The sequence below is a fragment of the Pristimantibacillus sp. PTI5 genome (assembly GCF_048572955.1).
Classification (GTDB): Bacteria; Bacillota; Bacilli; order Paenibacillales; family Paenibacillaceae; genus Pristimantibacillus.
This window is the reverse complement of record NZ_CP183886.1, coordinates 1,850,915-1,877,071: the sequence shown is the minus strand read 5'-3', so window position 1 is coordinate 1,877,071 and position 26,157 is coordinate 1,850,915. Positions and strand designations below refer to the sequence as shown.

Annotated in this window: 24 protein-coding genes; 18 read left to right on the top strand and 6 right to left on the bottom strand. The window is 50.2% G+C overall.

What is annotated here, in order from left to right:
• The first annotated feature begins 113 nt into the window (after positions 1–113).
• The 6 genes from ACN6MW_RS08365 to rnhA all read left to right on the top strand — a co-directional run bounded on the left by ACN6MW_RS08365 (position 114) and on the right by rnhA (position 6,685).
• Complete coding sequence (locus ACN6MW_RS08365) at positions 114–1,010, top strand: LysR family transcriptional regulator (protein ID WP_419875056.1); 897 nt, start codon at positions 114–116, stop codon at positions 1,008–1,010.
• A gap of 15 nt (positions 1,011–1,025) precedes the next feature.
• Positions 1,026–2,405 carry a UTP--glucose-1-phosphate uridylyltransferase gene (locus ACN6MW_RS08360; RefSeq protein ID WP_419875055.1) on the top strand — a complete coding sequence of 460 codons (1,380 nt, stop codon included), beginning with the start codon at positions 1,026–1,028 and terminating at the stop codon, positions 2,403–2,405.
• A 116-nt stretch (positions 2,406–2,521) separates the two neighbouring features.
• A complete protein-coding gene (locus tag ACN6MW_RS08355; RefSeq protein ID WP_419875054.1) occupies positions 2,522–3,904 on the top strand; it encodes a serine hydrolase domain-containing protein in 1,383 nt (460 codons plus the stop codon).
• A 166-nt stretch (positions 3,905–4,070) separates the two neighbouring features.
• The gene (locus tag ACN6MW_RS08350; protein ID WP_419875053.1) at positions 4,071–4,823 is read left to right on the top strand and encodes a methylenetetrahydrofolate reductase; all 753 of its coding nucleotides are present in this window, start codon (positions 4,071–4,073) and stop codon (positions 4,821–4,823) included.
• Positions 4,824–5,137: 314 nt separating this feature from the next.
• Positions 5,138–5,971 carry a GNAT family N-acetyltransferase gene (locus ACN6MW_RS08345; protein ID WP_419875052.1) on the top strand — a complete coding sequence of 278 codons (834 nt, stop codon included), beginning with the start codon at positions 5,138–5,140 and terminating at the stop codon, positions 5,969–5,971.
• A 45-nt stretch (positions 5,972–6,016) separates the two neighbouring features.
• Entirely contained in the window at positions 6,017–6,685 is a 669-nt protein-coding gene (gene rnhA / locus ACN6MW_RS08340; protein WP_419875051.1) for a ribonuclease H, read from the top strand.
• A 37-nt stretch (positions 6,686–6,722) separates the two neighbouring features.
• On the opposite strand, the gene ACN6MW_RS08335 is transcribed toward rnhA, so the two are convergent.
• On the bottom strand, positions 6,723–7,589 hold the full coding sequence (locus ACN6MW_RS08335) for a helix-turn-helix domain-containing protein (RefSeq protein WP_419875050.1): 867 nt from the start codon (positions 7,587–7,589) through the stop codon (positions 6,723–6,725).
• Between the two features lie 141 nt (positions 7,590–7,730).
• Here ACN6MW_RS08335 and ACN6MW_RS08330 point away from each other — a divergent pair, with 141 nt between their 5' ends.
• From ACN6MW_RS08330 to ACN6MW_RS08320, 3 genes are read left to right on the top strand one after another with little or no spacing between them, the layout of a single operon-like run.
• The gene (locus ACN6MW_RS08330; protein ID WP_419875049.1) at positions 7,731–8,789 is read left to right on the top strand and encodes a Gfo/Idh/MocA family protein; all 1,059 of its coding nucleotides are present in this window, start codon (positions 7,731–7,733) and stop codon (positions 8,787–8,789) included.
• Complete coding sequence (locus ACN6MW_RS08325; protein ID WP_419875048.1) at positions 8,786–9,643, top strand: sugar phosphate isomerase/epimerase family protein; 858 nt, start codon at positions 8,786–8,788, stop codon at positions 9,641–9,643. Before ACN6MW_RS08330 ends, ACN6MW_RS08325 begins: the two co-directional genes overlap by 4 nt.
• 19 nt (positions 9,644–9,662) lie before the next feature.
• Entirely contained in the window at positions 9,663–10,553 is an 891-nt protein-coding gene (locus ACN6MW_RS08320) for a sugar phosphate isomerase/epimerase family protein (protein WP_419875047.1), read from the top strand.
• Between the two features lie 981 nt (positions 10,554–11,534).
• Here ACN6MW_RS08320 and ACN6MW_RS08315 read toward each other — a convergent pair.
• Genes ACN6MW_RS08315 through ACN6MW_RS08300 form a run of 4 tightly spaced genes read right to left on the bottom strand, consistent with a single transcriptional unit; the run spans position 11,535 to position 15,699 of the window.
• Positions 11,535–12,905 (bottom strand): LLM class flavin-dependent oxidoreductase, encoded by a 1,371-nt coding sequence (locus ACN6MW_RS08315; RefSeq protein ID WP_419875046.1) that lies wholly within the window; start codon positions 12,903–12,905, stop codon positions 11,535–11,537.
• 15 nt (positions 12,906–12,920) lie between these two features.
• Positions 12,921–13,757 (bottom strand): ABC transporter permease, encoded by an 837-nt coding sequence (locus ACN6MW_RS08310; RefSeq protein WP_419875045.1) that lies wholly within the window; start codon positions 13,755–13,757, stop codon positions 12,921–12,923.
• Positions 13,750–14,628, bottom strand: a complete 879-nt coding sequence (locus tag ACN6MW_RS08305) for an ABC transporter ATP-binding protein (RefSeq protein WP_419875044.1) — start codon at positions 14,626–14,628, stop codon at positions 13,750–13,752. Before ACN6MW_RS08305 ends, ACN6MW_RS08310 begins: the two co-directional genes overlap by 8 nt.
• 24 nt (positions 14,629–14,652) lie before the next feature.
• Positions 14,653–15,699, bottom strand: a complete 1,047-nt coding sequence (locus tag ACN6MW_RS08300; protein ID WP_419875043.1) for an ABC transporter substrate-binding protein — start codon at positions 15,697–15,699, stop codon at positions 14,653–14,655.
• 177 nt (positions 15,700–15,876) lie between these two features.
• Between ACN6MW_RS08300 and ACN6MW_RS08295 the strand changes: the two genes are divergently transcribed.
• From ACN6MW_RS08295 to ACN6MW_RS08275, 5 genes are all read left to right on the top strand, one after another.
• The gene (locus ACN6MW_RS08295) at positions 15,877–17,097 is read left to right on the top strand and encodes a helix-turn-helix domain-containing protein (protein WP_419875042.1); all 1,221 of its coding nucleotides are present in this window, start codon (positions 15,877–15,879) and stop codon (positions 17,095–17,097) included.
• Positions 17,098–17,281: 184 nt separating this feature from the next.
• A complete protein-coding gene (locus tag ACN6MW_RS08290; RefSeq protein ID WP_419875041.1) occupies positions 17,282–17,500 on the top strand; it encodes a hypothetical protein in 219 nt (72 codons plus the stop codon).
• A 167-nt stretch (positions 17,501–17,667) separates the two neighbouring features.
• Positions 17,668–18,600, top strand: coding sequence for a manganese-dependent inorganic pyrophosphatase (locus ACN6MW_RS08285; protein WP_364145701.1), 933 nt, complete (start codon positions 17,668–17,670; stop codon positions 18,598–18,600).
• Positions 18,601–18,713: 113 nt separating this feature from the next.
• The gene (locus ACN6MW_RS08280; protein WP_419875040.1) at positions 18,714–19,004 is read left to right on the top strand and encodes a DUF6509 family protein; all 291 of its coding nucleotides are present in this window, start codon (positions 18,714–18,716) and stop codon (positions 19,002–19,004) included.
• 135 nt (positions 19,005–19,139) lie between these two features.
• The gene (locus ACN6MW_RS08275; protein WP_419875039.1) at positions 19,140–20,102 is read left to right on the top strand and encodes a phosphotransferase family protein; all 963 of its coding nucleotides are present in this window, start codon (positions 19,140–19,142) and stop codon (positions 20,100–20,102) included.
• Positions 20,103–20,140: 38 nt separating this feature from the next.
• Here ACN6MW_RS08275 and ACN6MW_RS08270 read toward each other — a convergent pair whose 3' ends face one another.
• A complete protein-coding gene (locus tag ACN6MW_RS08270) occupies positions 20,141–20,452 on the bottom strand; it encodes a hypothetical protein (RefSeq protein WP_419875038.1) in 312 nt (103 codons plus the stop codon).
• A gap of 164 nt (positions 20,453–20,616) precedes the next feature.
• Here ACN6MW_RS08270 and ACN6MW_RS08265 point away from each other — a divergent pair, with 164 nt between their 5' ends.
• From ACN6MW_RS08265 to ACN6MW_RS08250, 4 genes are all read left to right on the top strand, one after another.
• Entirely contained in the window at positions 20,617–21,828 is a 1,212-nt protein-coding gene (locus ACN6MW_RS08265) for an ornithine--oxo-acid transaminase (protein WP_419875037.1), read from the top strand.
• 5 nt (positions 21,829–21,833) lie between these two features.
• Positions 21,834–22,736, top strand: a complete 903-nt coding sequence (gene rocF, locus ACN6MW_RS08260) for an arginase (protein ID WP_419875036.1) — start codon at positions 21,834–21,836, stop codon at positions 22,734–22,736.
• A 38-nt stretch (positions 22,737–22,774) separates the two neighbouring features.
• A complete protein-coding gene (pruA, locus tag ACN6MW_RS08255) occupies positions 22,775–24,322 on the top strand; it encodes an L-glutamate gamma-semialdehyde dehydrogenase (protein ID WP_419875035.1) in 1,548 nt (515 codons plus the stop codon).
• 269 nt (positions 24,323–24,591) lie between these two features.
• On the top strand, positions 24,592–26,076 hold the full coding sequence (locus tag ACN6MW_RS08250) for an amidase family protein (RefSeq protein ID WP_419875034.1): 1,485 nt from the start codon (positions 24,592–24,594) through the stop codon (positions 26,074–26,076).
• The last annotated feature ends 81 nt before the right edge of the window (positions 26,077–26,157 follow it).

Here is a 26,157-nt window from a genome sequence, read left to right as displayed (position 1 = left end):
CATCTCCCTTTAGTGATCGATAATTGAATGCTAACACTTCATACGGTATATTTAAAATATCTATTTTATTGAATGTCCATACCTTTTGGGTATAGATGAACGGAGTGAACGATTTGGACATGCGTCAGCTGAAATACTTCTTAACTATAGCACAAGAAGGACAGGTTACGCGCGCTGCCAAACTGCTTAATATGGAGCAGCCACCCTTAAGCCGCCAGCTTAAGCTGATCGAGGAGGAGCTGGGGGTCAGGCTGTTTGAGCGAAACGGGAAAGGACTTAAGCTTACCGATGCGGGAGAGCTCCTCAAGCAGAAGGCGGAAGCCTTGCTTACGCAGTTCGACGAATCCCTCCGGGAAGTAAAGGGAATGGAGGAGGGAGTTCGCGGCGTTTTATCCATCGGGTCGGTCGTTTCCTGCATTTCCCTGCTTCCGAAGCGAATTGAGCTATTTAGGGAGAAGTATCCCCAGGTCACGTTCAAAATATCGGAGGGCGACCACTTTTACTTAGGCGAGCAGCTGGAGAAGAGGGCGATTGATCTTATCGTCGCAAGGCTGCCGTTCGAGGCGCAGAAGCATCCGCAGCAATATTCGGTGCTGCCGCTGCCTTCCGATCCGTTCGTAGCCGTCATTCCAAGCTCATGGTCGAAATATTCCGGAAAGGAAGCTTTGTGCATGAAGGAGCTTGCGCAGTTTCCTTTCCTCACCCTAAAGACGGACAAGACGACGCGCATGCATGAGCAGGTCGTCAATGAATGCAAACGCCACGGCTTCGAGCCCAATATTATATGCGAATGCTCGAGCGTTGCGATTATCATGTCGCTAATTGCAGGAGGGATTGGAGCGACGGTTTTCCCAAAATCGGTCATGTCATCCTTTCCCAGCACCGTTGTCAAAATGCTTGCTATCGAGGATGCGGACTTTCAGTCCGATGTCGGTATCCTTTGGCTAAAGAACCACTATCTGCCTAAGCGGGCGCAGCAATTTATTGAGAGCTTCCGAACGGAGATGTAGAAAGGAGGAAGGGTGTTGGAGCCTAATCTAAAACAGGTGGAAGAGACGCTGCTTGCCTATAAGCAGGAGCATGTGCTGACGGTATTGAGGCAATTGCCTCAGGCCGCAAAAGAAAAATTGGCTGCTCAAATCGAGCAAATCGATTTCGAGTCCTTATTCAAATCCATTGCTGAACAAAATCGGCAGCCGGTATCCTTCAATGAACCGATCAGCCCGATTCCTTTTGAAGACTGGGCGGATTACGGGGAGCGGGAACAGGAAGCCTTCACCGAACGAGGCTGGGAGCTTCTGCGTAGCGGCCGTATTGGGGCAGTTGTCGTTGCCGGGGGACATGGCAGCAGATTAGGCCATGAAGGCCCAAAAGGAACGCTGGATATCGGACTGCCATCCCGCAAGTCGCTATTCCAGCTTCAAGCGGAACGGCTGCTTTATTTGTCCAGGAAAGCCGGTAAAGCGATTCCTTGGTATATCATGACTAGTCCTGACAACCATGAGGCAACGGTGGCCTTTTTTCGGTCGGCGGACTATTTTGGTTATTCGGCGAGAGACTGCTTCTTCTTTCCGCAAAATACGATGCCTGCGCTTGATTTCAATGGAAAGCTGCTGCTTTCGGGAGAAGGAACAATCCGGCTCGCTCCAAGCGGCAACGGCGAGTGCTTCGCAGCCCTGAAGCGGTCTGGCGCAATCGACGACATGAAGCAAAGAGGGCTGGAATGGCTGTTTTATTACAATGTAGACAATGCGCTGATTAAAGTCGCCGATCCCGCATTTATCGGCGTGGCCGCTTCACATGATAATCCGATTGCCACGAAAGCCATTGAGAAAACGGACGAGGAAGAGAAAATCGGTGTTATTTGTTTGAAGAACGGCCGTCCCGCTGTATTGGAATATACTGAAATTCCGGATAAGATAAAAAAGGAAAAAACGATTGACGAACGATTGTTTTACGGCCTTGGGCATATTTCGATCCATTTATTTAAGCTGGACTTTATTGAAGCGCATGCCGATGCCGAGATCCCTTATCATGTCGCCGCCAAAAAAATGGACGTCTGGGATGCGGAAGTCGGACTCATCAAGCCTGCTGAACCTAATGCCTACAAGCTTGAGCGGTTTATTTTTGATTTTTTCCCATTGGCAAGCCGTTTAACCGTGCTTAAGACAAGTCGGCAGGAGGAATTTGCGCCGGTGAAAAATAAAACGGGAGTCGATAGTCCGGAAAGCGCGCGAAAGCTCATAAGGGAGCTGCACATGCGCTGGCTGCAGGCTGCGGGTATTTCAACGGAACAGCTGCGCAATGCCGAAATTGAAATCTCGCCGCTGCTGTCATACGGGGGTGAAGGGCTGCGGAAAGAAGAGTGGCTCGAGATCCTAAAGCAGGAGCATTCGAATAAATAAGAATGGCAAGGACAGTAAAGGAACAGCGAAAGCTGGGCCTTTTTTTTTTTGTTCAACGCAGGAAATTGTTTACAATAAGAACATATGTTTGGTAGAATGGGATTGTAAAAGTTTTAATGGACAAGTACGAAATGGACACCATTTGGGATGGAGATGATCAGATGTATGCAGCAAGCTTAATGTCCAATGAGCTATTGAGCCGGCGGTTAAATGAGCATTGCAGTTCTCTTGCGCAATCCGGTTATCTTAACGGCTGCGTACTGGTTGCATTAGAGGGAAGGATCCTGCTCAGCAAGGGCTATGGCATGGCAAACTTCGAGCATGAGATTCCGAATACTCCGCAAACGAAATTCCGGATTGGCTCCATGACCAAGCAATTTACGGCGATGGCAATCATGCTGATGCATGAGCTAAAGCAGCTTAATGTGAACGACCCGATCTCTAAATATATTCCGAGCTATCCAAACGGCGATAAAATAACGATTCACCATCTGCTTACGCATACCGCGGGAATACCGAACTTTACCGGCTTGGACGACTACGCTGCCAGAATGAGAATGCCTTCCTCAACGGCGGACACGGTTGACAGATTCATCGGCCTGCCATTGCTGTTTGAACCGGGGGCGCAGTTCGACTATAGTAATTCAGGCTATGTGCTTCTTAGTTATTTAATTGAGCAAATCACAGGCCGGACCTATGCGGATTATATCCATCATGTTTTATTGAAGCCGCTCGGCATGATTAATTCGGGATACGATGACGCTGCGAAAATATTGAAAAACCGCGCTGCGGGTTATGAAGTATGGGGCAGCCTGGTTCACGCGGAATTTACGGATATGTCGATTCCATCCGGTGCGGGCGGCATGTATTCGACGATAGAGGATCTATACATATGGGGGCTTTCCCTGCATTCGCAGCGACAAATCAACGAACAGGCATATGAGCGCATGACCACGCCTTTCAACGGTAAATACGGTTATGGCTTATTCGTATATGAAGAAGAGATTCGCGGCAGCAGCCGAAAAGTAATCGGTCATAGCGGCGGCATTAACGGCTTTATTTCCGAAATGAAGCATTACAAGGTTGAGGATTTAACCGTCATTGTGTTGTCCAACCTGGTTACGACTCAGGTTGGGCATATAAGTAAGGAGCTGGCCCAAATCGCATTTGGCGACGAGCTGCAGCCGCAGCCTGCGTATGTTCCTGTCGTACTCGCGGCAAGCCGCCAGCAGGATCTCCTTGGCAGCTATGCGGTTGAGGATGTGCAGGAGGTATCATTCCAGATCACCTTTGAGCAAGAACGGCTCTATATCTCGCAGGATAAATGGTTTAAATTTGAGCTGCGCCCTTATAGCGTACAAGAGCATAGGATTGAATTTTTCTTGAATGGAATGCAAGGCAAGGTCGTTTTTTGCTCTTCTGCTGAGAGGACGGAACTGCTTGTACAACTGTATGGCGGGGAAAAGAAAGCGGTAAAGAAACGGGAAAACCAAATTTGACGGCCCGGTTTGACGGCTAATGCGTTTATAAGAAATAATGATAGATGGGTTCTATTATCCTTATTGGTAGTTTGAATTTAAATTCGGTATTATGTATTATTATACAACTCTAAAATAGAGGGCTGTTTGAATTTGTTTATCTCAGATGAAGCAAGGAGACCATGTGGTGAGAATTTCGTTAGAGTTGGTACCGAGAGATTCAGAAGGCTTGAAAGCCGAGCTTCAATTAGTGAAAACAGAATTTCCATCCATTAATACGATCAACATTCCGGATTTGACGAGGTTTGATCTTAGAAGCTGGGAAGCCTCAAGCCTGTCTAAATCTTATTATAATGACTGCATTCCTCATATTCGTTCCATGGATTTTGACGCGAGGAAGCCTTTTTCATTAATTGACTACCTGGACGAGCATCGTATTTCCGAGGTGCTTGTCGTTACCGGCGATGAACCGAAAAATAGCAGCAAGCAGATTTATCCAACGACCTGCCTTGATTTAATTACCAAGCTGAAGCGTGAGCATCCTCATATTAAGATCTATTCGGCGATAGACCCGTATCGAAGCAGCATTCGAGAGGAATACGAATATGTGCAGCAGAAGCTTCATGCGGGAGTCGACGGTTTCTTCACGCAGCCTTTCTTTGACCTGCGGCTCATGGAGCTTTATTCGGAAATGCTGGAAGGCGCCGATATTTTTTGGGGAGTTTCTCCCGTCGTATCGGAAACCTCCAAGCGGTATTGGGAAACGAGAAACCATGTCGTTTTTCCGAAGGATTTCAAGCCTACTTTGGAATGGAACATTGCCTTCTCGCGGCAGGCGCTCGCTTATACGAAGGAAACGAATAGCAACATCTATTTTATGCCCATTAAAGTAGATTTACAGGCTTATTTCGACGGCGTCTTTAGTAAGGTGCTCGTATGATTTGTACGAATTAGCGCAGTGAAAGGATCAGGCAGCCGTTTTGTGACGGTTGTCTTTTTTTTGCTGACTTTGCAGATGTGATGCCTCTTTGTTTCTTAGGGCTCGGCTATTTGATATTATAGGTTCAAAGAAGCTTTGGAAACAGCATTAAGGAAAGCGCGGGGAAAGCGGAGCTGATGGTTTAGGCTGTAAGGTCTCGTATTGCAGACCGTGCTTGTTCGCGGTTTTAAGCCTGTCCTAACCATCGGTACGTGGAAGATAAGCGAAGCGCTTTGAGTTAAAGTTTATGTTTAAATAGAATGTGAGGAGTTCTTATGATTTATGAGCTGCAACCAGCGGAGGGCTGCCGCTTAATCCGGCATCTGCTTGAAGGCTGTGAGCATGCGGTTGTGATTTACGGCGTATTGGAGGGCAACAATCTCGGAAAGATTTACGTTGATGATCCGAAAGCGCCGACAGCAGCTTTTATCTGGGCCCAAAATGAAATGTTCTATCTTATTGGGGCCCCAAGCGAGGCCTTCATTTCGCAATTGGAAGGCTTCATTATTGAACGCATAAAGCCGGAAGCGATTGGAATCGGCGAGGATTATTTTAATCTAGAGCTGATAACCGAGGAACCCTCGGATACGCTGGTCGAGCGAATATTTCGCAATCGGCTGTCCAGAGGTGAGCGGGTGCCCTTTTCTTTTCAAAAGGAAGCTTTTTTGGCGCTGGAGGCTTGGCTTGCTCTGCCAGGTGAGTATGAGCTGCTGTCGGTCGACAGAAACGCTATGGAGCGGGATGCCCAAAATAAGATTGAACGGGAAATATTAAAGTTTTGGGACACGACGGAGACGTTTCTCGCCAAAGGAATAGGCTTCTGTATTTTTAAGGGAAATGAAGTGATCGGCACCTGCCTGTCGGTATTCGTAAGCGGCAGCGAATATGAAATTGGCATCAATACTTATGAGACATTGCATCGGGGCAAGGGACTTGCTACCGCGATGGCAGCTGCATTTATTCATCAATGCATACAGAAAGGCGGAACGCCTCATTGGACAACGGAGAGCTTCCGCAAGGATTCCATTGCAATAGCGGGGAAGCTTGGTTTTAAGCAGCTGCCTAATTACCCTGTTTATTTCTTGGCGTTTGAAGATTTTAAGCAATAAGCGGCAGCGCTAATTCGGTTTATAGATAAAGGTGGTATTTTTCAAATGGCTAAAGTGAAATATTATGTGGTATGGGTAGGCAAAAAAACGGGCGTATTCACGACTTGGGCGGAATGCCAAGCGCAGGTCAGCGGAGTGAAGGATTCAAAGTTCAAATCCTTTGAAACCAAGCAGCTGGCGGAATCGGCTTTTAAAGACGGCTGGCAAAAGCACTGGGGAAGCGGGAAGGAGGCTTCATCATCGCAACCGCGCGCGCAAACTGGGAGCAGCGTCAAGCAGACGGTTATGCTCGAAGCAGAGGCGGCATCCATAGATTACGACAGCATTTCCGTGGACGTGGGCACGAGAGGAAACCCGGGCCCCGTAGAGTACAAAGGCGTGGATACACAGACGGGCGATATTTTGTTTTATGTCGGGCCGATTCAGAACGGGACTAATAATTTAGGCGAATTTATTGCCATCGTGCATGCGCTAAGGTATTTGAAAGAGAAAGACAGCAAGCAGACGGTATATACGGATTCCAGAACGGCGCTTAGCTGGCTTCGCAACAAGAAGGTAGCATCCACCTTGAAGCGTGACGCATCTACCGCGAAGATTTGGGAGCTGACGGATGAAGCGGTCAAATGGATTCAGATGAATACTTATCCGAATAAGGTCGTGAAATGGAACACGGAAGAGTGGGGCGAGATCCGGGCGGATTTTGGGCGGAAATAGTCCTTTCGTTAACTTTTAAAGTGATAGGATAAAAAAATTAGTTTCCCCGGAGCGATGACGGGGAAACTTTTTTGTGTTTTTTGAAGGTGCGGCTGAAGTAATAGATATCGTTAAAGCCCGTCGCTGCGGCAACTTCCGATACAGTCAATGGACTGTGGCGCAGCAGATAATCCGCTTTTCCAATGCGGGTCGTCGTGATGTATTCCGTGACGGTATGGCCGCTCAGCTCTTTGAACAAACGGCTGAAATGGTAACGGCTTAAATTAGCCATGCCGGCCAATCGGTCGACGGAAAGCTCCTCTTTGTAATGCTGCTCAATATGCTGGAAAACTGGCGCAAAGCGCTCGATATTTTTTATTCGCTCGGCATATTCGTCTTGCGTGAGTACGGTAGCGACATGGCCGCGCAGCAAAAGGGTCAGCAGCCGGTACAGCTCCGACTTGATGGCCAGTTCAAAGCCAAACTCTCGCTGCTCGAGCTCATTAACGATGGCGAGCATGCAGGAGGATACCTTGCTGTCATCGCCTATATAATTTTGGAGCAGCAGCCGGTTCTGCGTGATTGGCGTAATGAATTTGGTTTCGGCGGCGTCCACGGATTGGCTGTGGAGCAATGAAATGTCAGCGATGAGCGCATAGTAATACAAATTCGGGGAGAGGCTCGTGCCGTAATGAAGTTCATTGCTGTTCACGACGATTAAGTCTCCCGCGGATGCTGTAATCGTTGTAGAACCGCACTCTATAGAGGCTTTCCCGGTAACGATATACAGAAACTCAAGATGCTCATGGAAATGATGCGGAAAAATGACCACACCCTGCTCATCAAAGGTGCTGCGGTGCACTTTGATCGGAAAATGTGGATCGGGCATATCCATGGGCTCACGGAGCGACTCGAATTTCTCCATCTGGTTGGCCTCCTCTCTATTAATAGCACAATTGTACAAACAAACCGCACAGCTTTGCATGGAGTTACATATTGAAACCATTATAATACGAAAGTATAGACACGCAAAACCTACCATACGATACTAAAGGAGAGATTAGCAATGAAACCGATACAAATCGCGGTTATTGGAACAGGCTCTATCTCATCATTGCATCTAGATGCCTATAAGAAAAATCCAAATGCATCCTTATACGCGGTATGCGATTTGAATGCGGAGCGGGCCCAAGCCGCGGCTGAGAAGTACGGCGCAGAGAAGGTTTATACGGATTACCGCGAGCTGCTTGCAGATCCCGCCATCGATGCGGTGAGTATCTGTACATGGAACAATACTCATGCCGAGATCAGCATTGCCGCACTTCACGCGGGCAAGCATGTGCTCGTGGAGAAGCCGCTGTGCAAAACCGTCGAGGATGCGCTTAAAGTGCAGGAAGCGGTAGAAAAATCAGGCAAGCTGCTGCAGGTCGGCTTCGTTCGCCGTTATGACACGAATGCGCAGCTGCTGCGAGCAATGGCTGACCGCGGTGAATTCGGCGAGATTTATTTTGCCAAAGCCTCGACGCTAAGACGACTGGGTAATCCGGGCGGCTGGTTCTCCGACATTGAACGCTCGGGCGGCGGGCCGCTCATTGATATCGGCGTGCATGTCATCGATCTTTGCTGGTACATGATGGGTCGTCCAAAGCCGGTATCCGTTAGCGCCAATACATACCATAAGCTGGGCAACCGTTCAAATGTGAAAAATTTAAGCTTCTATCAAGCAGCGGATTATGATGCGTCTAAAAATACGGTAGAGGATATGGCTAACGCCTTGATCCGTTTTGAGAACGGCGCTTCGCTTCTTGTCGATGTCAGCTTCACGCTGCATGCGAAATCGGATGAAACGGCCGTGAAGCTTTACGGGGAAAAAGGCGGCTTCGAGATCGATCCGGAAACGGTTATCGTAACGGAGCAGAATGACACGATTTTGAACATCTATCCGCAGACGGACAACAAAGGTTTTAATTTTAGCGGGGCTTTCCAAAATGAAATTAACCATTTCATTGACTGTGTTTCAAGCGGCAAGCAGCCGATCAGCCCCGTTGAGGACGGCGTTGAAATCATGAAAATATTGGTCGGCATTTACGAGTCGGCAGCGAAAGGGGCGGAAGTGCGTCTATGAAATTAGGAATTAGCACATATAGCTTATACGGCGCTCTCCAGCGCGGAGAAATGACCATTCAGGATGTTATCGTGTTTATCGCTTCCCTTGGTGCGGAACATGCTGAAATTGTGCCTTTAGGCTTTAACCTAACGGAAAACCCGGAGCTGATCGAAGAAATTAAGAAGCAGGCGCAGAAAAGCGGCATCGAGTTGTCTAACTATGCAGTAGGCGCAAACTTTTCCGGCCTGGATGATGAGCAATTTGAGCAGGAAATTGAACGTTTGAAGCGTGAAGTCGATATCGCTGCTGCGCTTGGCGTGAAGAAAATGCGCCATGACGTGGCATCGTCGCAGAACCTATCGATTTCTAACTTCCTCATGGAGCTTCCGAGGTTAGCAAAAGCATGCCAAATCATAGCGGACTACGCGGCGCCGCACGGCATTACGACAAGCGTTGAAAATCACGGCTATTATATTCAGGACAGCGACCGCGTACAGGCTCTTATTGAGGTAGTTGACCGTCCGAATTTTAAAACGACGCTTGATATCGGAAACTTCCTTTGCGTAGACGAAAATCCCTATGCTGCGGTTTTAAATAATATCGGCTTGGCTTCCATGGTGCATATCAAAGACTTTTACTACCGTCCGGCTACGGATAACCCAGGCGAAGGCTGGTTTAAGTCGAAAAGCGGCAACTGGCTGCGCGGCGCAATTGTCGGGCACGGCGATATCGCGATCCCTCAGGTGCTTGGCCTTGTGAAGGACAGCGGCTACGATGATTTTATTTCCATTGAGTTTGAAGGCTTGGAGGATTGCCGTCTTGGAACAAGACTGGGCTTTGAATTCGTAAAGCGGGTATGGAACGAACTATAATCGGAGGAGCGATGCGGGTATGACTTTGCCTATCATAACGAATAAAATTGGCGTTATCGTGGATAGCTTTCAGGTTGGCGTGAAGGAAGGCTTGCTGAAAGCACAGCAGGTCGGAGCGGATGGCGTGCAAATGTACGCGGTGCACGGCGAGCTTGATCCGGCTAACCTCTCGGCGGCAGCGAGAAAGGAATGGAAATCTTATATCAACGGGCTCGGCCTTGATATTTCTGCTTTGGTCGGCGACTTAGGCGGCCACGGCTTTCAGGACCCTGCCCAAAACCGCGAAAAGATCGATAAGTCAAAGCGGATCATGGAGCTCGGCATGGAGCTTGGAACAAATATTATTACGACGCATATCGGGATTGTGCCTAGCGACAAAAACGGCCGTGTATACGAGACGATGCATACGGCCTGCGAGGAGCTGGCGCGCTTCGCGAATGACATGAATGGTTATTTTGCCATCGAGACAGGCCCGGAGACCTCGGCGCATTTAAAATCATTCCTTGACGGACTCGGCACCAAAGGGGTCGCCGTGAACTTCGATCCGGCCAATATGGTCATGGTGACAGGCGATGATCCCGTACAGGGCGTTTATACGCTGAAAGATTATATCGTTCATACGCATGCCAAGGACGGCTTGAAGCTTGGGCCTGTCGATCCGCGCGACGTTTACGGGGACTATGGGTACGAGGTTACGCTGGACCATGAGCAAATTGCCGTAATGGCCGAATCAGGTTCGGCATTCCGCGAAGTCCCGCTTGGCGATGGCGGCGTAGACTGGCCGGCGTACCTGAGGGCGCTGCAAGAAATCGGCTACACCGGCTATTTGACGATCGAACGCGAGGTTGGCACGTCTCCGGAGGCAGATATTAGCAAGGCTGTTCAGTTTTTGAAAGGTTTTAGGGCGTAGGTAAGAGAGTCATAGAATAGGAAATATACAAAGCTGCAGGTAGTAAACAAAAAACCTCCGAATCTTCTGTTGGAAGATTCCGGATGTTTTTGTATGCTATGATCTTAGGCTGTTTAATCGTGAGGAAGCAAATTAGATAGTAAGTTACGAAGGCGAAGGGGATCTCTGTTGCGAAAAAATCGTATGATAGCTTGGTTTGGAGCAGTATGTTGGGGTGTTTTGGCTCTTACTATTCTTACTTTTACTATAGAATCTAACCGTATTGTCACAGATAGAATAACACCAGGCATGAAGCTGCTAATTGTAAGTTTAATCATCACCATGGTTGTTTGTTTTCTATTATCCTGTTTAGGAGCTGGTATGGCCATAAAGCAATATAAGCGAAGTTTGTTGTTAAATCTAGATTCCGTTACCTATTTCTATTGAATGTTTCGTATGCAGCTGCCTTTCTGGGACTGCTAATCTTTTATCTGGTTGCTGCATTTCAGGCGATGATGGGGATTTAAATAAAGTGCAAACTCCATAAAAAGAAGGTGTCCCAATAAGGCCTTATGTAGCCATTTGTCTTATAGTCACCTTCTTCGTTTTGTCAGCGTCTACAGCTCCGGGCGTTAGCTACACTGCAGAAAGTACAACAGAAACCTTACATGGGGCTTTACTGGAGAAGCTACGCTGCAGAAAGTACATCAGAAATAGCCTTCTACCCGGAAAACTGCGCGGATCCGAAGATTCTGATGTACAAACTACATCGTAGGCTGGATAGCGGTGCTGCAGAACGATTTCTGTTGCACAAACTACACTGTAGCTGAGGAATGCGGAGGCTGCTGCGTAATTCACTCGACAAAATGTGTGCTGCGTTCGCGGCACACATTTGTCGAGTAGCATCTAGCGTTAGATGTCAGCGCCGGGCGTAACAGCGGCGTTTCTGCTCAGTCAGCTCTTACCCGCGTTGGCTTCAAGGCTAGCTGGCGGCAAGCTGCTTTATGAGTTTGCAGCCACCGCTGCTCCAGCCGCGCCGGAGGTCGAAGCAGCCGAGTATGGATTAACCGGCCGCTTCAGCCCAAAATGCTCGCGAAGCGTATGGCCGTCGTAATCCGTCCGGAATAGACCGCGTCGCTGCAGCTCAGGAATGACCTGCTCCGCAAACTCCTCAAGGCCCGCCGGCAGATAAGGAGGCATAACGTTAAAGCCGTCGCTGCCGCCGTTTACGAACCATTCCTCGAGCTGGTCAGCAATTTGCACAGCCGTTCCCGCGAAGGTACGGTGCCCGCGTCCGCCTGCAAGGCGGTGGAGCAGTTGGCGAATCGTCAAATCCTCGCGCGTCGCCAAATCAACGACTAGCTGAAAACGGCTTTTGTTTCCGTTTATTTCTTCGAGGCGGGGCAGCTCAGGGAGCTTGCCGTCGAGCGGATAGGTGTATAAATCAACGTTCAGCATATTGGACAGCTGGGTCAATCCGTAATCAATGACCGTCAGCTCGTTTAGTTCCTGTTCTTTTTCCTTTGCTTCCGACTCGGTGCTGCCGATGATCGGGCATATGCCGGGCAGGATTAGCAGCTGCTCCGGCGAGCGTCCGTATTTGGCCAAGCGTGCTTTGACGTCGGAATAGAAAAGCTGCGCCTCCAGCAGCGTTTGCTGCGCGGTGAAGATCGCTTCCGCATATTGCGCGGCGAACTCCTTGCCGTCCTCGGAGGAGCCGGCTTGCACGAGCACGGGATAGCCCTGCGGAGATCTCGGAATGTTAAGCGGTCCGCGAACCTTGAAGGAGTCGCCTACATGGTTAATGCTGCGAACCTTATGATGGTTGGCAAAGGTTCCCGATTCACGGTCAATAACGAGGGCGTCATCCTCCCAGCTGTCCCATAAGCCGGTCGTTACTTGCAGGAACTCATTCGCTCGTTCGTAACGCTTGCCGTGTTCCAAATGGGAGTCCTTGTTGAAATTATTCGCCTCGACCGCGCTTCCAGAGGTGACGATATTCCAGCCTGCCCTGCCTTTGCTGATATGATCGAGCGAAGCGAATTTGCGCGCAACATGAAACGGTTCATTGTAGGTGGTCGACACGGTACCGATAAGTCCGATACGCTTGGTCACCGAGGCTAGCGCGGACAATAGCGTAAATGGCTCAAGCCCGACAAAAGCGCCATGCTTGATATTATTGTTGATAGCGAGACCATCGGCCAGAAAAAGCGAATCGAATTTCGCGTCCTCGGCCGTTTTGGCCAGCCGTGCGAAGTACTCAATATCTGTAATATTTTGCGGCTCCGTTCCTTGATGCCTCCAAGCTGCCTCGTGATGACCCGCGTTCATAATAAATAAATTCAAATGCAGCTGCCTCTTAGATTGACTCATATTGATCGCACCCTTCTATTCGCTATAGGTTTGTTTCCATCTCGTCAAACGTTTCTCCAATGCAACCAACAAATAATTCACAACCACGCCTATGAAGGAAATCGTTATAATGCCTGCATACATGCTCGGAATTTGAAAATTAAATTGCGCGTATTGAATGAAATAGCCAAGTCCGGATTGCGCGCCGACCATCTCAGCCGCGACCAGTACCAAGATGGAGCTGGCACCTGCTTGGCGAATACCGACAAAGATCGTTGGCAGCGCAGCGGGAATGATGACCTTGTAAAATAAACGGATCGAGGTCAGGCCCATCGACCGCGCCGACTTGATCAAGAGCGGATCAACGTTTTTGACGCCGCTGACGGTGTTGAGCAGAAGCGGAAAGGAGCACGCATACAGGACGATGGCGATTTTAGAGGTTTCACCAAGGCCCAGCAGCAGGATGAATACAGGGAGGAGCGCCAAGACGGCTGTATTCCGCATAAGCTCCAGCAAAGGGTTCAAATATTCCGCAACCGGCTTCCACCAGCCAATCGCCAGTCCAAGGGGTATGCTGATGGCGATTGCAAGCAGGAAGCCGCCTCCGGATCTGAGCAGGCTGGCAATCAAATGCTCCGCGAGATCTCCGGAAATGAACAGCTGCCACCACGCTTGAAGCACTTCTGTAAGCGGAGGAAAGAACGTGACATTAACAAGCCCGATTCGAGGGGCAATTTCCCAAAATACAAGCAGCGATACGATAACGATCGAGAATTTGAACGCTTTCCGCAGTTTAGCCAAGGACCATTCCACGGCTTCCGTAGTTTTGTTCTCGCGTAAAATAACTGTTTCCCCTATGCTTCCGTTAGCCATCGCCGGCCACCTCTTTCAATGTAGATTTACCGTTAGAGAAGCTGTTTAAGGTTTTTGTCTTTTCCTGTTCCTGGGCCCTGCTTACCTCATCCTTGAGCAGATCCCATATTTCATGGCGGAGCTTTACGAATTCAGGCTTAGCGCGTAAATCCTCTTCGCTTGTGCGAGCCTCGAAGGGGACTGTAATTATTTTTTTGATTCGCCCGGGCCGCGAGGTCATTACAGCCACCCGCTGTCCCAAATAAACAGCTTCTTCTATGCCATGCGTGATGAAAATAATTGTTTTTTTCGTGGCTTCCCAGATGCGCAGCAGCTCACTTTGAAGCGTTTCCCGCGTTTGGGCATCCAGCGCAGCGAACGGTTCATCCATAAGCAGCACCTCCGGATCGTAGGCGAGGCTTCTGGCAATGGCGACCCGCTGCTTCATGCCGCCGGAAAGCTCATGCGGATAACGGTTTTCAAAGCCGGCAAGGCCGACCAAAGCGATATGCTGCTGAGCGATTTCACGGCGCTCCTTGCGGGCGACGCCTTTGGCTTCCAAGCCGAACTCGACATTCTCGAGCGTCGTTTTCCAAGGGAACAAAGCATACTGCTGGAACACGATTCCCCTGTCTAAATTGGGTCCGGTAATGGCTTTGTTATCGAGCAGAATCTGGCCGCTGTTAGGCTTTGTTAAGCCGGCGAGCAGATCAAGCAGGGTGGATTTGCCGCATCCGCTTGGCCCGACGATAACCATGAATTCCCCCTGCTTTACATCGAGATTAATGTCCTGCAAAGCGGAGATCGGCTGCGTGTTTTCGGCGAGATGGCCGAGATTCCTTTTGATGCGAAAAGATTTTTGAACATGCTGAATGCTAATTTTGGCTGTCATGCGCAATCTCTCCCTTGGAATGGATTATTTGCTTTCATTCAGGTAAGGACTGAATTCATTCGTATACAGATCCGCTGCTTTAACTTGCCCCTTCTTAAGCGAGCCTTCCGCTTCGAACCAATTAATCCAAGTATCGAATTCCTTATCGGATATCAGGCCGCCTTTGCCGGCGACGCCTGTACTGCGCCAATATTTGACGGAAGAAGCGTCTTCTTTCCTGCCGCGCTTATTAATGATGGATTCATAGCGGGCTACGACCTCTTCGGTCGGCGTAACGCGCGCCCATTCAATGGCTTTGGCTGTCGCTTCGACAAATAATCGCGTGGCATTCGGATTCTTCTTTATGAATTTATTGGAAAGCACGTAGCTGCCTGCGCTGAAGACGCCAAATAGATCGGTGTCCTTGAATAAGGGATGAATGCCGCCGCGCTCCAATGCTTTATCACGCAGTATTCCTCCAAGCGAAGCGATGTCAATCTGTTTATCGCGCAGCGCTTGTTCAGTTGAGACCGGAGGTACGACGACGAGCGTCACTTGTTTGATTTCATCGAGCGTAAGTCCGGCGCGGTACAGGTATTCTTTAATGACGGCCTCATGATGCCCGCCCAGCGTGTTCATGCCTACTTTTTTGCCGATTAAATCCCTAGCCGTCTTGATAGGGCTGTCGTCCAGCGCGTAATAGCCGGTCCAGGTGCTCTCGTCTGAGCCGTAATAGGCGAGAACAGAGGTAATCTCGGCTTTGGCAGCGATCAACTTAACGATAGCCCCGTTAAATGCGCCGCCGAAGTCGGTATCTCCCGTTACGACCGACTGAATATCCTGGGGACCGCTTATGGTGTTGCCGATATATTTCAGCTTTAGGGGCGCCAAATAACCTAGATCCTCGGCCAGCTCAGGAAAGGAAACGGAGCCGGTCCAGCCTTGATAACGGAGCTCGGATACCTCGGGCTGCCCGTCGCCGGCTGCGCTGACCGGAGCAGCTTCTTCTTTGCCGCATGCGGAAAGCAGAACAGCGGAAGCTAAGAGCAGGATGAGCGCGAGATGAATGGTCTTTTTTAAGGATACTTTCATTGGATAAACCTCCCTTTTATAATAAACCTCAAAATCCTATAGACTTACTGTGAATTAATTCCTATAATTGACTATATGATCCATCCAAGCAAGTTGTCAATGAAATGACGATGAATGACCATGAATGGCAATGAATGACGATGAAGGCTTTGGAATGGCAGAGAAGGAGAGATTTCAATGATCGAGAAGCGATTAAATCTACTCTCTATACACGAGGCAATCGACATGCTCGGCGTCAGCCGCTCTACGTTCGACAGATGGCGCAAGCAGAAATGTCTGCCCTTCACCAAACTGGGAAAAGAAATATTAATCGATAAAGCGGAATTAGAACGATGGATCAAGCAGCATTCCTCGGGGATTCCGCAGCCGGCGGTATCCGTGTCCGAGGCAGCCGCTCAACTGAATTTCCATCCATCCCGGACGATAACGATAGGTTACCAAAGCGGCTATGCGCATGTATGGACCGCTGCTATTATGAAGGAGCTCGGATGGTTTGAAGAGGAGCTGGGGCGGATTTTGCCTGATCGAATCGGAGACGTGAGATGGGTTGATGCCGCTAATGGACCAGAGCTCGTTAAGGGAATGATCGGCGGGCATGTTCAAATCGCTTCGCTGGGGGATTACCCGATCGCGCTCAGTAGCTCGTTTGCGCAGCTGCTGCCCGCATTCCAATCCATATTGCTCGCCTTTGATGGAAAGTCGTCCCGCGGGCATGGCATTTCGTTAGTCGTGCGCAAAGGCATCCATATTCGGGAGGTATCCGATATATCCAAGCTCAAGATGCGCACCGTTGCCCAGTCCAGCTCCGGCTATCGCTTATCGAAGCTCCTCAGCGCAGTCGGAGGCAGTCCTAATCAAATCATGCATCAGGATATGGGTACAACGATGGCGGGCATTGTCCATAGTCAAGTGGAGTGCAGCGTTTTGGTGGAGCCTTACCTCAGCTTGGTGCAGTATCACGGTACGGGGCAGGTATTGTTTCAAGAAGAGCTTGAAGATGACTATTTGACCGGTATTGTGGCGGATGAGAGCTGGGTAGGCGAGAACCGGGAGGTTGTAATTGCCTATCTAAAAGCACATCTTCGCGTGCATGAACTTCTGCGCAAGGAGCCTTCCCGTGCGGCTCAAATCATCGCACAAATGAAAGGAATTCCAGCTGACCTGATCACTCGCGTCGTGAAGAAGGTGAGATGGGACGCCGCCTTGTACGAGAAGGATATCAGTACGCTAAAGCTGCTGAAGCAAGAGAATGCCCGGCTGGAAGGCGGATTGTTTGTCCGCAACGAAGAAATTAAATACGACGCGGATTATTTGGAAGAAGCCATTCAGGCTTTGAAGCTGCCGCTGCCGAATGCACGCTTGCTTGCCGGCGAATGGGAGCTTGAGCAGATCTATTAGAAGTATTTTGCAAGGGAAGCTGTCTTAGAAGGTGTTGTGCCTAGTCAAGACGGCTTTTTTATTTGACGAGGCTTAATCTTCGGAACCAACACCTGCACCAGCAGAATTTTAGTTGAATCGCTTGTTAACGAGAATGGTATTATTTTTCTCCAGTTTAATTTTGCTCGCAGGAGTCATACTTGGTATGACTATTTACCGATTGTCGACGGGGTTGGTTGAAACGTCACTGGGTGCACAGGCGCAGCTAGTTGCCGAGAATGCGGCAAAACTGGTGGATTTGGAGGCTTATGCCGAACTCAGCACAGCTGCAGGTGAAACCGAATATTATACCAAGCTCCGAGGACAGTTGAATGAATTGCGAGAAATGAACGGGTTGAATATTTATATACGCTGTGTTTTATAGTCTAGCGGATCATTATTCACAAATTTTATAATTTAATCCGGTGTAAAGGTATAGGAATAAGGAACACTTAAAGTTATAATGGTTTTTAGTATATAATCAATAAAAGGATACGGGCTGCTAACGACTGTTAGGCTCATCCGACAAATAACCTTTAAGGAGTACTCGAAATGACTAAAACGCTTATTTTCGGGCACAAAAACCCGGATACCGACACAATTACATCAGCTATTGCTTACGCTGAGCTGAAAACAAAGCTAGGTGCTGACGTTGAGGCGATTCGCCTTGGAGACGTTAACGGCGAAACGCAATACGCACTTGATTATTTCGGCATCGCGGCACCTCGTTTGATCGAGAACGTGGCTGACGAGACGGATACTGTTATTTTGGTTGACCATAACGAACGCCAGCAAAGCGCGAACGATATCGATAGAGTACAAGTGCTTGAGGTTATCGACCACCACCGCATTGCTAATTTCGAGACAAGCGCTCCGCTTTACTTCCGCGCTGAGCCTGTAGGCTGCACAGCGACGATTTTGAATAAATTGTACAAAGAAAACGGCGTAGAAATCCGCAAAGAAATTGCCGGCCTTATGCTGTCTGCAATTATTTCCGATTCCTTGCTGTTCAAATCGCCGACTTGCACGGACCAAGACGTTGCGGCTGCTCGCGAGCTTGCTGAAATCGCTGGCGTTAACGCAGAAAGCTACGGACTGGACATGCTTAAAGCAGGCGCAGACCTAAGCGACAAAACGATTGCGCAGCTGATCTCCCTTGATGCGAAAGAATTCTCGATGGGCAGCTACAAAGTTGAAATCGCGCAAGTAAACGCGGTAGATACAAACGATGTTATTTCCCGCCAAGCTGAGCTGGAAGCAGCTCTTAACGATATTATCGCAACGAAAGGTCTTGACCTTTTCTTGCTGGTAGTAACGGATATTCTTAACAATGATTCCGTTGCTCTTGCGCTCGGCGCGCAAGCTTCGGCTGTTGAGAAAGCTTACAACGTAACTTTGTCTGATAACAAAGCGCTATTGAAGGGCGTTGTATCCCGTAAATCGCAAATCGTACCTGTTCTTACAGAAACGCTAAGCAGCCTGTAAGAAACGGATTGGCTGATGCCGTTCGTCAACACAAAAACAGCAGTCTGAAGCTTGTTTTTCAAGTTTCGGGCTGCTTTTGTTTTGTTATACTAGATCAAGAAGGAGCGAATCAAATGTTTACTATAACCGAGTACAGCGCTGAATTAATGAAGGATCCTTTTGGCATTTTGAGCGGAACGAGGTACGAATTCATACTCGATCTGGCTGTAGAAGAGGATGATGAGCTATATCAGGAAGAGGGTGTCACGCTTCGCGTCATTTATGTCATAGACGGGGACACGGCCAAGATCGCCAAATATGAATTTTTGACAACTTCCACGAATAAATATATTGATTTTGAACTGGAAGAGGAAGAAGAGAAAATGGTGCTTGCGTTCTGTAAAGAGCATTTTGATAAACCCTAAGAATAAAAGACCGTTCGTTCAATGATTAGCCCGTACATAACGATGAACGCAGCTTCGCTAATAGGGCCGGCAGCCGGCTCTATGGCGATAGCTTGCCTTTGCAGCAATAACATCCATAATGGGAGCTGATTTACGATGGAAAGCGCAATGAAGAGGAAGTTCTCGGACCATGAAATGACAGCGATTACAAAGAAAAATTTAGGTAAAGCCGCAGCTTCCGTGAAGGAGCTGACGGACGGCTGGGCTAACGCGGCTTATCAAGTCATTCTGGAGGACGGCGGAGCGGTCATTATAAAAGCGGCTCCCGCGTCGAATACGAAGATGATGAGCTACGAGCAGGGGCTTATGCAAACGGAGGTAGGCGTTCTGCGGCTTGTGAAGGAAGCTAGTGACTTGCCTGTTCCTGCCGTGTATGCCCATGATGCCACTGAATCGCTTGTCGATTGCGAGTATTTCATTATGGAGATGCTGGAGGGCGAACCCTACAATAAGGTGAAGGAGGGGCTTACGGAGGACCAGCGAAAGCAAATCGATTATCAGCTTGGCGTGTATAACCGCCAATTAAACGAGATCCGCGGGGAACGGTTTGGGTTATACGCGGCTGCCGAGGGGAGCTCCTCCTGGAGAGAAACGTTCCAAAGCTTGCTGCTGGGCGTGCTTGCCGACGGTGAACGCGAGGGGGTTCGCTTGCCGGCGGACTACGACGTGATCCGTACCGAGGCAGCGCTTAGATTTGGGGCGCTGGATGAAGTCACGGAACCAAGGCTGATCCACTGGGACTTATGGGACGGCAACGTCTTTATTAAGGATGGGAACATTTCAGGCATTATTGATTTCGAGCGGGCGCTTTGGGGCGATCCGCTGATGGAGCATTATTTTAGCCATTTCAATCGGTCAACGGCGTTTCTGGAAGGTTACGGGATAGGGAAGCTTACAGCGGAGCAGCAAAACCGCAGGGCACTCTACGATCTGTATTTGGATCTTATTCTTTGCATAGAGTGCCCGTTCAGGCAATATGAGGATCAGTATCACTTACGGTGGGTGCAAGATAATATGGAGCAGGGCTGGAAGCGTTTTTTGGAAAATAAGAATAGTTAAGGCTGCGGCTGCCGTTTATCCTTGGGAACCGCCATTACTTAGCTAAAGTTGGCATAGAGCATAAAACCGCCAATAGCCAGCACCCAAAGCAGCGGAATCATTGCGATGATGACCGCTGTTTTCATTTTATCGTAGCGGTACAGCACCCAGCTGACGATGATGGACAAAATAAGCGCCACGGGATAAAGCCAGTTGACAATAAAGAGTAAAACAGGCCAAAACACATTTTCGGTGCCGGGATTATCGAACATCATCACGGACATTAACGCAACAAATAACCAAACCAACGTAAAGAGCCCGAACAAAATCTGACTAATGAGCAGCGTGAAAAAAACTTTTTTATTTTTCATGTAGTAAAATCCCCCCGCTTTATATTAAAGCAAGCATTTGTTTTTGCACAAGAGAAATGTTACTTTCTAGCACTCCCTTGCTCCCCTTTGTTATTTGTCACCACTTAACCGCATAAAATTCAAAAACGGCTATTTTTTGCAAGGCATGCAGAAAGGAGCAGGTGATGAATAGGGCACAGAAGGATATTGAGCTGGCAGAGCAATACGGCGCCCATAATTATCATCCCCTGCCGATTGTCATTAGCAGCGCAGAGGGCGTATGGGTGCAGGATCCGGAAGGCGCACGTTACATGGATATGCTGAGCGCTTACTCTGCATTGAATCAAGGGCATCGCCATCCCCGCATTATCCAAGCGTTAAAGGAGCAGGCCGATAAGGTTACCCTTACGTCGCGCGCCTTTCATAATGTAGCTTTGGGCGTTTTCTGCGAGAAGCTCGCCGCGTATACCGGCAAGGAACGCATTCTCCCAATGAATACGGGGGCAGAGGCGGTCGAGACGGCGATAAAGGCCGTAAGGCGATGGGCGTACAGCGTCAAGAGCATACCGGAGGATCAAGCGGAGATCATCGTTTTTGAAGGGAATTTTCACGGCCGGACGCTGACGGTTACCTCGTTCTCCTCCAGCGAGGCTTACCGGCAGGGATTCGGTCCCTTTACGCCGGGATTTCGGATCGTTCCTTACGGAGATATCGCAGCATTAAAAGCGGCTATCCAGCCGAATACGGCTGCGATACTGATTGAGCCGATCCAAGGGGAAGCAGGCATACGGATTCCGCCGAATGGATTTCTTGCAGCGGCTGCGAAGCTGTGCGAGGAGCAGCAGCTGCTGCTCGTGGCAGATGAGATCCAAACGGGCTTTGGGCGCACAGGGCGCAAATTTGCTTGCGACTGGGAGAGTGTCTTCCCTGACATTTACATTATGGGCAAGGCCCTCGGCGGAGGCGTGATGCCCGTATCGGCGATCGCGGCGGATGCGGGCATCATGGACGTATTTGACCCAGGCTCGCACGGCTCTACCTTCGGAGGCAACCCGCTGAGCTGCGCCGTTGCCCTCGCATCGCTTCAAGTCATCGAGGAGGAAGAGCTTGCGGACCGCTCACTCACGCTCGGGAGTTATTTCATGATTAAGCTGGCTATGCTTCGGCATCCGGACATCATTGAAGTTAGGGGACGGGGCCTGTTTATTGCAATCGAGCTGTCCGTGCCTGCAAGGGCCTATTGCGAGAAGCTGATGCTGGCAGGGCTGCTTTGCAAGGAGACGCATGAGTTCGTCATCCGCCTGGCGCCTCCGCTCACGATAACGACGGATGAGATCGATTGGGCATTCGAACGGATTCAGACGGTCTTCCAAAACAATGCTTTGGCAGGGGAGTGACGGCTATGGCCATTCAAGAGGTTGCGATCGTTGCGGTTCCTTTTGGAAAAGGCGCGGGCACACCCGGAGCGGAGCTTGGTCCAGCGCATATTCTGCATGCGGCAGCGCTGGCCGGTAAGCTGGCGGAGCTGAATATTCCATACCGGCTGGCTGGAGAAATCAGTCAGGCCTCGCCGTTGCCGCCGCTTAAATCTGAGAATGCCAAACATTTGTCTGAGGTGCTGGACATGAGCAGCAGGCTGGCGGACCGCATATCGGAAATCGTCGACGAGGGCGCATTCCCGTTGGTTCTTGGCGGCGATCACAGCATCTCGATCGGAACGATTGCGGGACTGGCGGAGCATTATTCGAACTTAGGGGTCATTTGGTTTGATGCTCATTCCGATTTGAATACGGAGGATACCAGCCCTTCCGGCAATATTCATGGCATGTCGCTGGGCATCAGCCTCGGTCGTGGGATCAAGCTGTTAACGAGCCTGAGAGGCATCCTGCCCAAAATAAGGCCGGAGCATGTCGCGATTGTCGGCGCCAGATCGCTCGATTCCGGCGAAAAGGCATATATTCGCTCGCTGGGCATTACTTGTTATACGATGCATGACATCGACCGGCTGGGCATTGCGCGCGTGATGGAGAAAGTGATGAGACAGATGAAACAGACGACGGACGGCGTGCATGTCAGCTTCGATATCGACAGCCTTGATCCGCTTGAAGCGCCGGGCACGGGGACGCCCGTCCGGGGAGGTCTCAGCTATCGCGAAGCCCATCTTGCGCTGGAGCTGTTGTTCCAATCGGATATTGTTACCTCGGCGGAGTTCGTGGAAGTCAATCCAAGCCTCGACCATAATGATCAGACGGCAAAGCTGGCGGTAGAGCTGATCGGTTCGCTGCTTGGCGAGCAGATATTGTAGAAGATGAATCGATACGGATGGATAGGAGGGATACGCCTATGAGGGAGCCATTTCAGAACGAACCTTTTACCGATTTCAACGTAACCGACCATATCAACGATTTCCAGGAGGCGCTTCGCAAGGTGGAGCTGGAGCTGGGCCGTGAGTATATGCTGAAGATCGGGGCTGACCGTATCGAAACGATACAAAAGCGCAAATCGATTAATCCTTCCAACGTGAAGCAGATCGTGGGGATTGTCTCTCAAGCAGACACGAATTTCGCGCATAAGGCCGTGCTCGCGGCGGCTGCTGCTTTTGAGGACTGGAAGAAAGTAGCGCCTCCGGCTAGAGCCAGGGTGCTATACAAGGCGGCAGCTTTGCTGAGACGGCGCAAGCATGAATTCTCTGCATGGCTGGTGTACGAAGCGGGCAAAAGCTGGGCCGAGGCGGACGGGGATACGGCCGAAGCGATCGATTTTCTGGAATTTTACGGCCGGGAAATGGAACGGCTTTCGGAGCGCCAGCCACTCGTGCCGTTAACCGGCGAAGATAATGAGCTTGTCTATATTCCGCTCGGAGTGGGCGTCATTATCCCGCCCTGGAACTTTCCGCTTGCCATCCTTGCGGGCATGACGATGGCGGCCGTTGTTGCCGGCAATACCGTGGTGTTGAAGCCTGCCAGCGCTACCGCCGTCATTGCAGCCAAGTTCATCGAGCTGTTGGAAGCTGCGGGACTGCCGGACGGCGTCGTGAACTTTCTGCCGGGAGCGGGCAGCGAGGTGGGCGATTTTCTGGTGGAGCATCCGTTAACCCGTTTTATCTGCTTTACGGGCTCCCGGGAGATCGGTTTGCGCATTAACGAGAAGGCATCCATCAGCCAGCAGGATCAGAGGTGGATCAAACGGATCGTAGCGGAAATGGGCGGCAAGGATACGATTATCGTAGATGAGGATGCGGATCTTGATCTTGCCGCGGATGCGATTACGGCCTCGGCCTTCGGTTATGCCGGCCAGAAATGCTCCGCCTGCTCGCGGGCAGTGGTGCATGAGCTTGTCTATGAAGAGGTTATCGAGAAGGTTGTGGAAAGAACGAAGCAGCTTAAGCTTGGAAAGGCGAACGAGCAAAGCACCGATGTGGGGCCGGTCATTGATGAACGCGCCTATATGAGTATTTTAAAATATATCGAGGTTGGGCGCAGCGAAGGCGTAATCGTGCATGGAGGAATAATCGGAGACAGCAGCGGTTATTTTATTGAGCCGACGATTGTCAGGGATGTAGCCCCTTACGCGCGCATTTCCCAGGAAGAAATATTCGGACCCGTCTTAGCCTTTATCAAAGCCGACAACTTCGATGCGGCGCTTGATATTGCGAACAATACCGAATACGGCTTAACGGGCGCGGTCATCTCGCGGAACCGCAGCCGGTTGGAGCAGGCCCGCGAGCAATTCCATGTGGGTAATCTCTATTTGAACCGGAAGTGCACGGGCGCTTTGGTCGGCGTCCATCCTTTTGGCGGCTTTAATATGTCGGGTACGGATTCGAAAGCAGGAGGACGCGATTATTTGCTGCTCTTCACGCAAGCAAAGGTTGTATCCGAGAGGTTCTAACAGTAGTTCCGAGCGGATTGGGAGAATAAGTCGCCAATCCGTTCGACCCCCTTTCGCGTCATTCTAATTGAAATGGGACGAGCTGTCGCAGGCCTATCCTGTGGAGTGATCGAATTATGGCTTTTCCCATTAATTGAAATGACGGATAAACACGCGAAGCGCCGATGGAGCCAGCCCGGAAAGTTTGGCTATACTTATTCATTACGGTGACAGGTCTCCCCGCGCGGGATAGGATGGGAAGAGAACGAGGCAGGACGGGGGGACAATTAATGAATATAAATAAGAAAAAATGGATAATTGAAGCCGACATTCCGGGCATGCAAACCGCTATGGAAGAGGGGTGGCTGACCTCGGAAGAACTGGTCGCGCTGTACTTGGAGAGAATCAGTAGATATGACTCGCAGCTTTGTTCCCTACTGGAAATCAATCCGGAAGCGATGGAGATCGCTAAGGCTTTGGATAAGGAACGGAACGAGACCGGAAGCCGAGGGAGATTGCATGGCATTCCGATTATGCTCAAGGATAATATCGATACGGGGGATAAGCTCCACACAAGCGCAGGCTCGTTGGCGCTGGCCAACTCATACGCTGCGGAAGATTCTACCGTGGCTGCCAGGCTGCGTGCCGCTGGAGCCGTAATACTTGGAAAAACCAATATGACCGAGTGGGCAAACTTTATGTCTGGGTCGATGTGGGCGGGATACAGCTCCAGAGGGGGGCTGACGCTCAATCCTTACGGTCCGGGAGAGCTGTTCATCGGCGGTTCAAGCTCAGGGTCAGCTGCAGCGGTTGCTGCTAATCTGGGGGCGGCCGCAATCGGAACGGAAACCTCCGGCTCGATTATCAGCCCGGCAAGCCAGACAGCGCTGGTGGGCATCAAGCCTACGATTGGGTTAGTCAGCCGAGCGGGCATTATCCCGATTACGAACAGTCAAGACACGGCTGGGCCAATGGCGAGAACGGTAACGGACGCAGCCATTCTCCTTGGCGCGATAGCAGGAGCGGATGAGCAGGACGAAGCAACTGCGGCGGGGGAGAAGCAAGCGCACCGAGACTACACTCCTTTCTTGGATGCAAGCGATTTGAAGCAAGCCCGAATCGGGATTCCGCGCTTTTATTATAAAGATTTAGACGAGGAGCGGTTAGCGGTTATCGAACGCGCTATAGCAGATTTGAAGAAATTAGGCGCCGCTATTATTGATCCGGTGGAGCTGCCGTGCGAGCAGGTGGATTGGGACTGGCTTGTGCTGCGGTATGAATTCAAAAAATACCTGAATGATTATTTGGCAAAGTTGGATGAATCGGTACCCGTTCATTCGCTGCAGGAGCTGATTGCCTTCAATGAAAGGTATGCTGAAGCCGCTTTGAAATACGGTCAAGGCACACTGGTTTGGTCAGAGGAGACGAGCGGAACGCTGATGGAGCCGGAATACACGGAAAGCCTGCGCAGAAATAAAGAGCTGGCTGGAAAGCATGGCATTGACGTTGCTTTGGAGTTGCATCGATTGGACGCGCTCCTTTTCCTCGGCAACGAGGGCGGCGACGATCTTGCCGCAAGGGCGGGCTATCCTGTCATCACGGTTCCCGGTGGCTATGCAGAGCAGGGGACCACGTCTCCGGGCGGTTATACAACCAGGGGACCGCTGGGGATTTCCTTTATCGGCACCGCCTTCAGTGAGCCGACGCTAATTAAGCTTGCGTACGGATACGAGCAGGCGACGAAGCATCGGTATCCGCCTTCGGCATTTAGTTAACGGTCGGAGGACCAAAAAAAGGCGCAAGCAGAGACCGTGCAGTCTCACGCTTGCGCTTATTTACTATGCGGTCTGATAGCC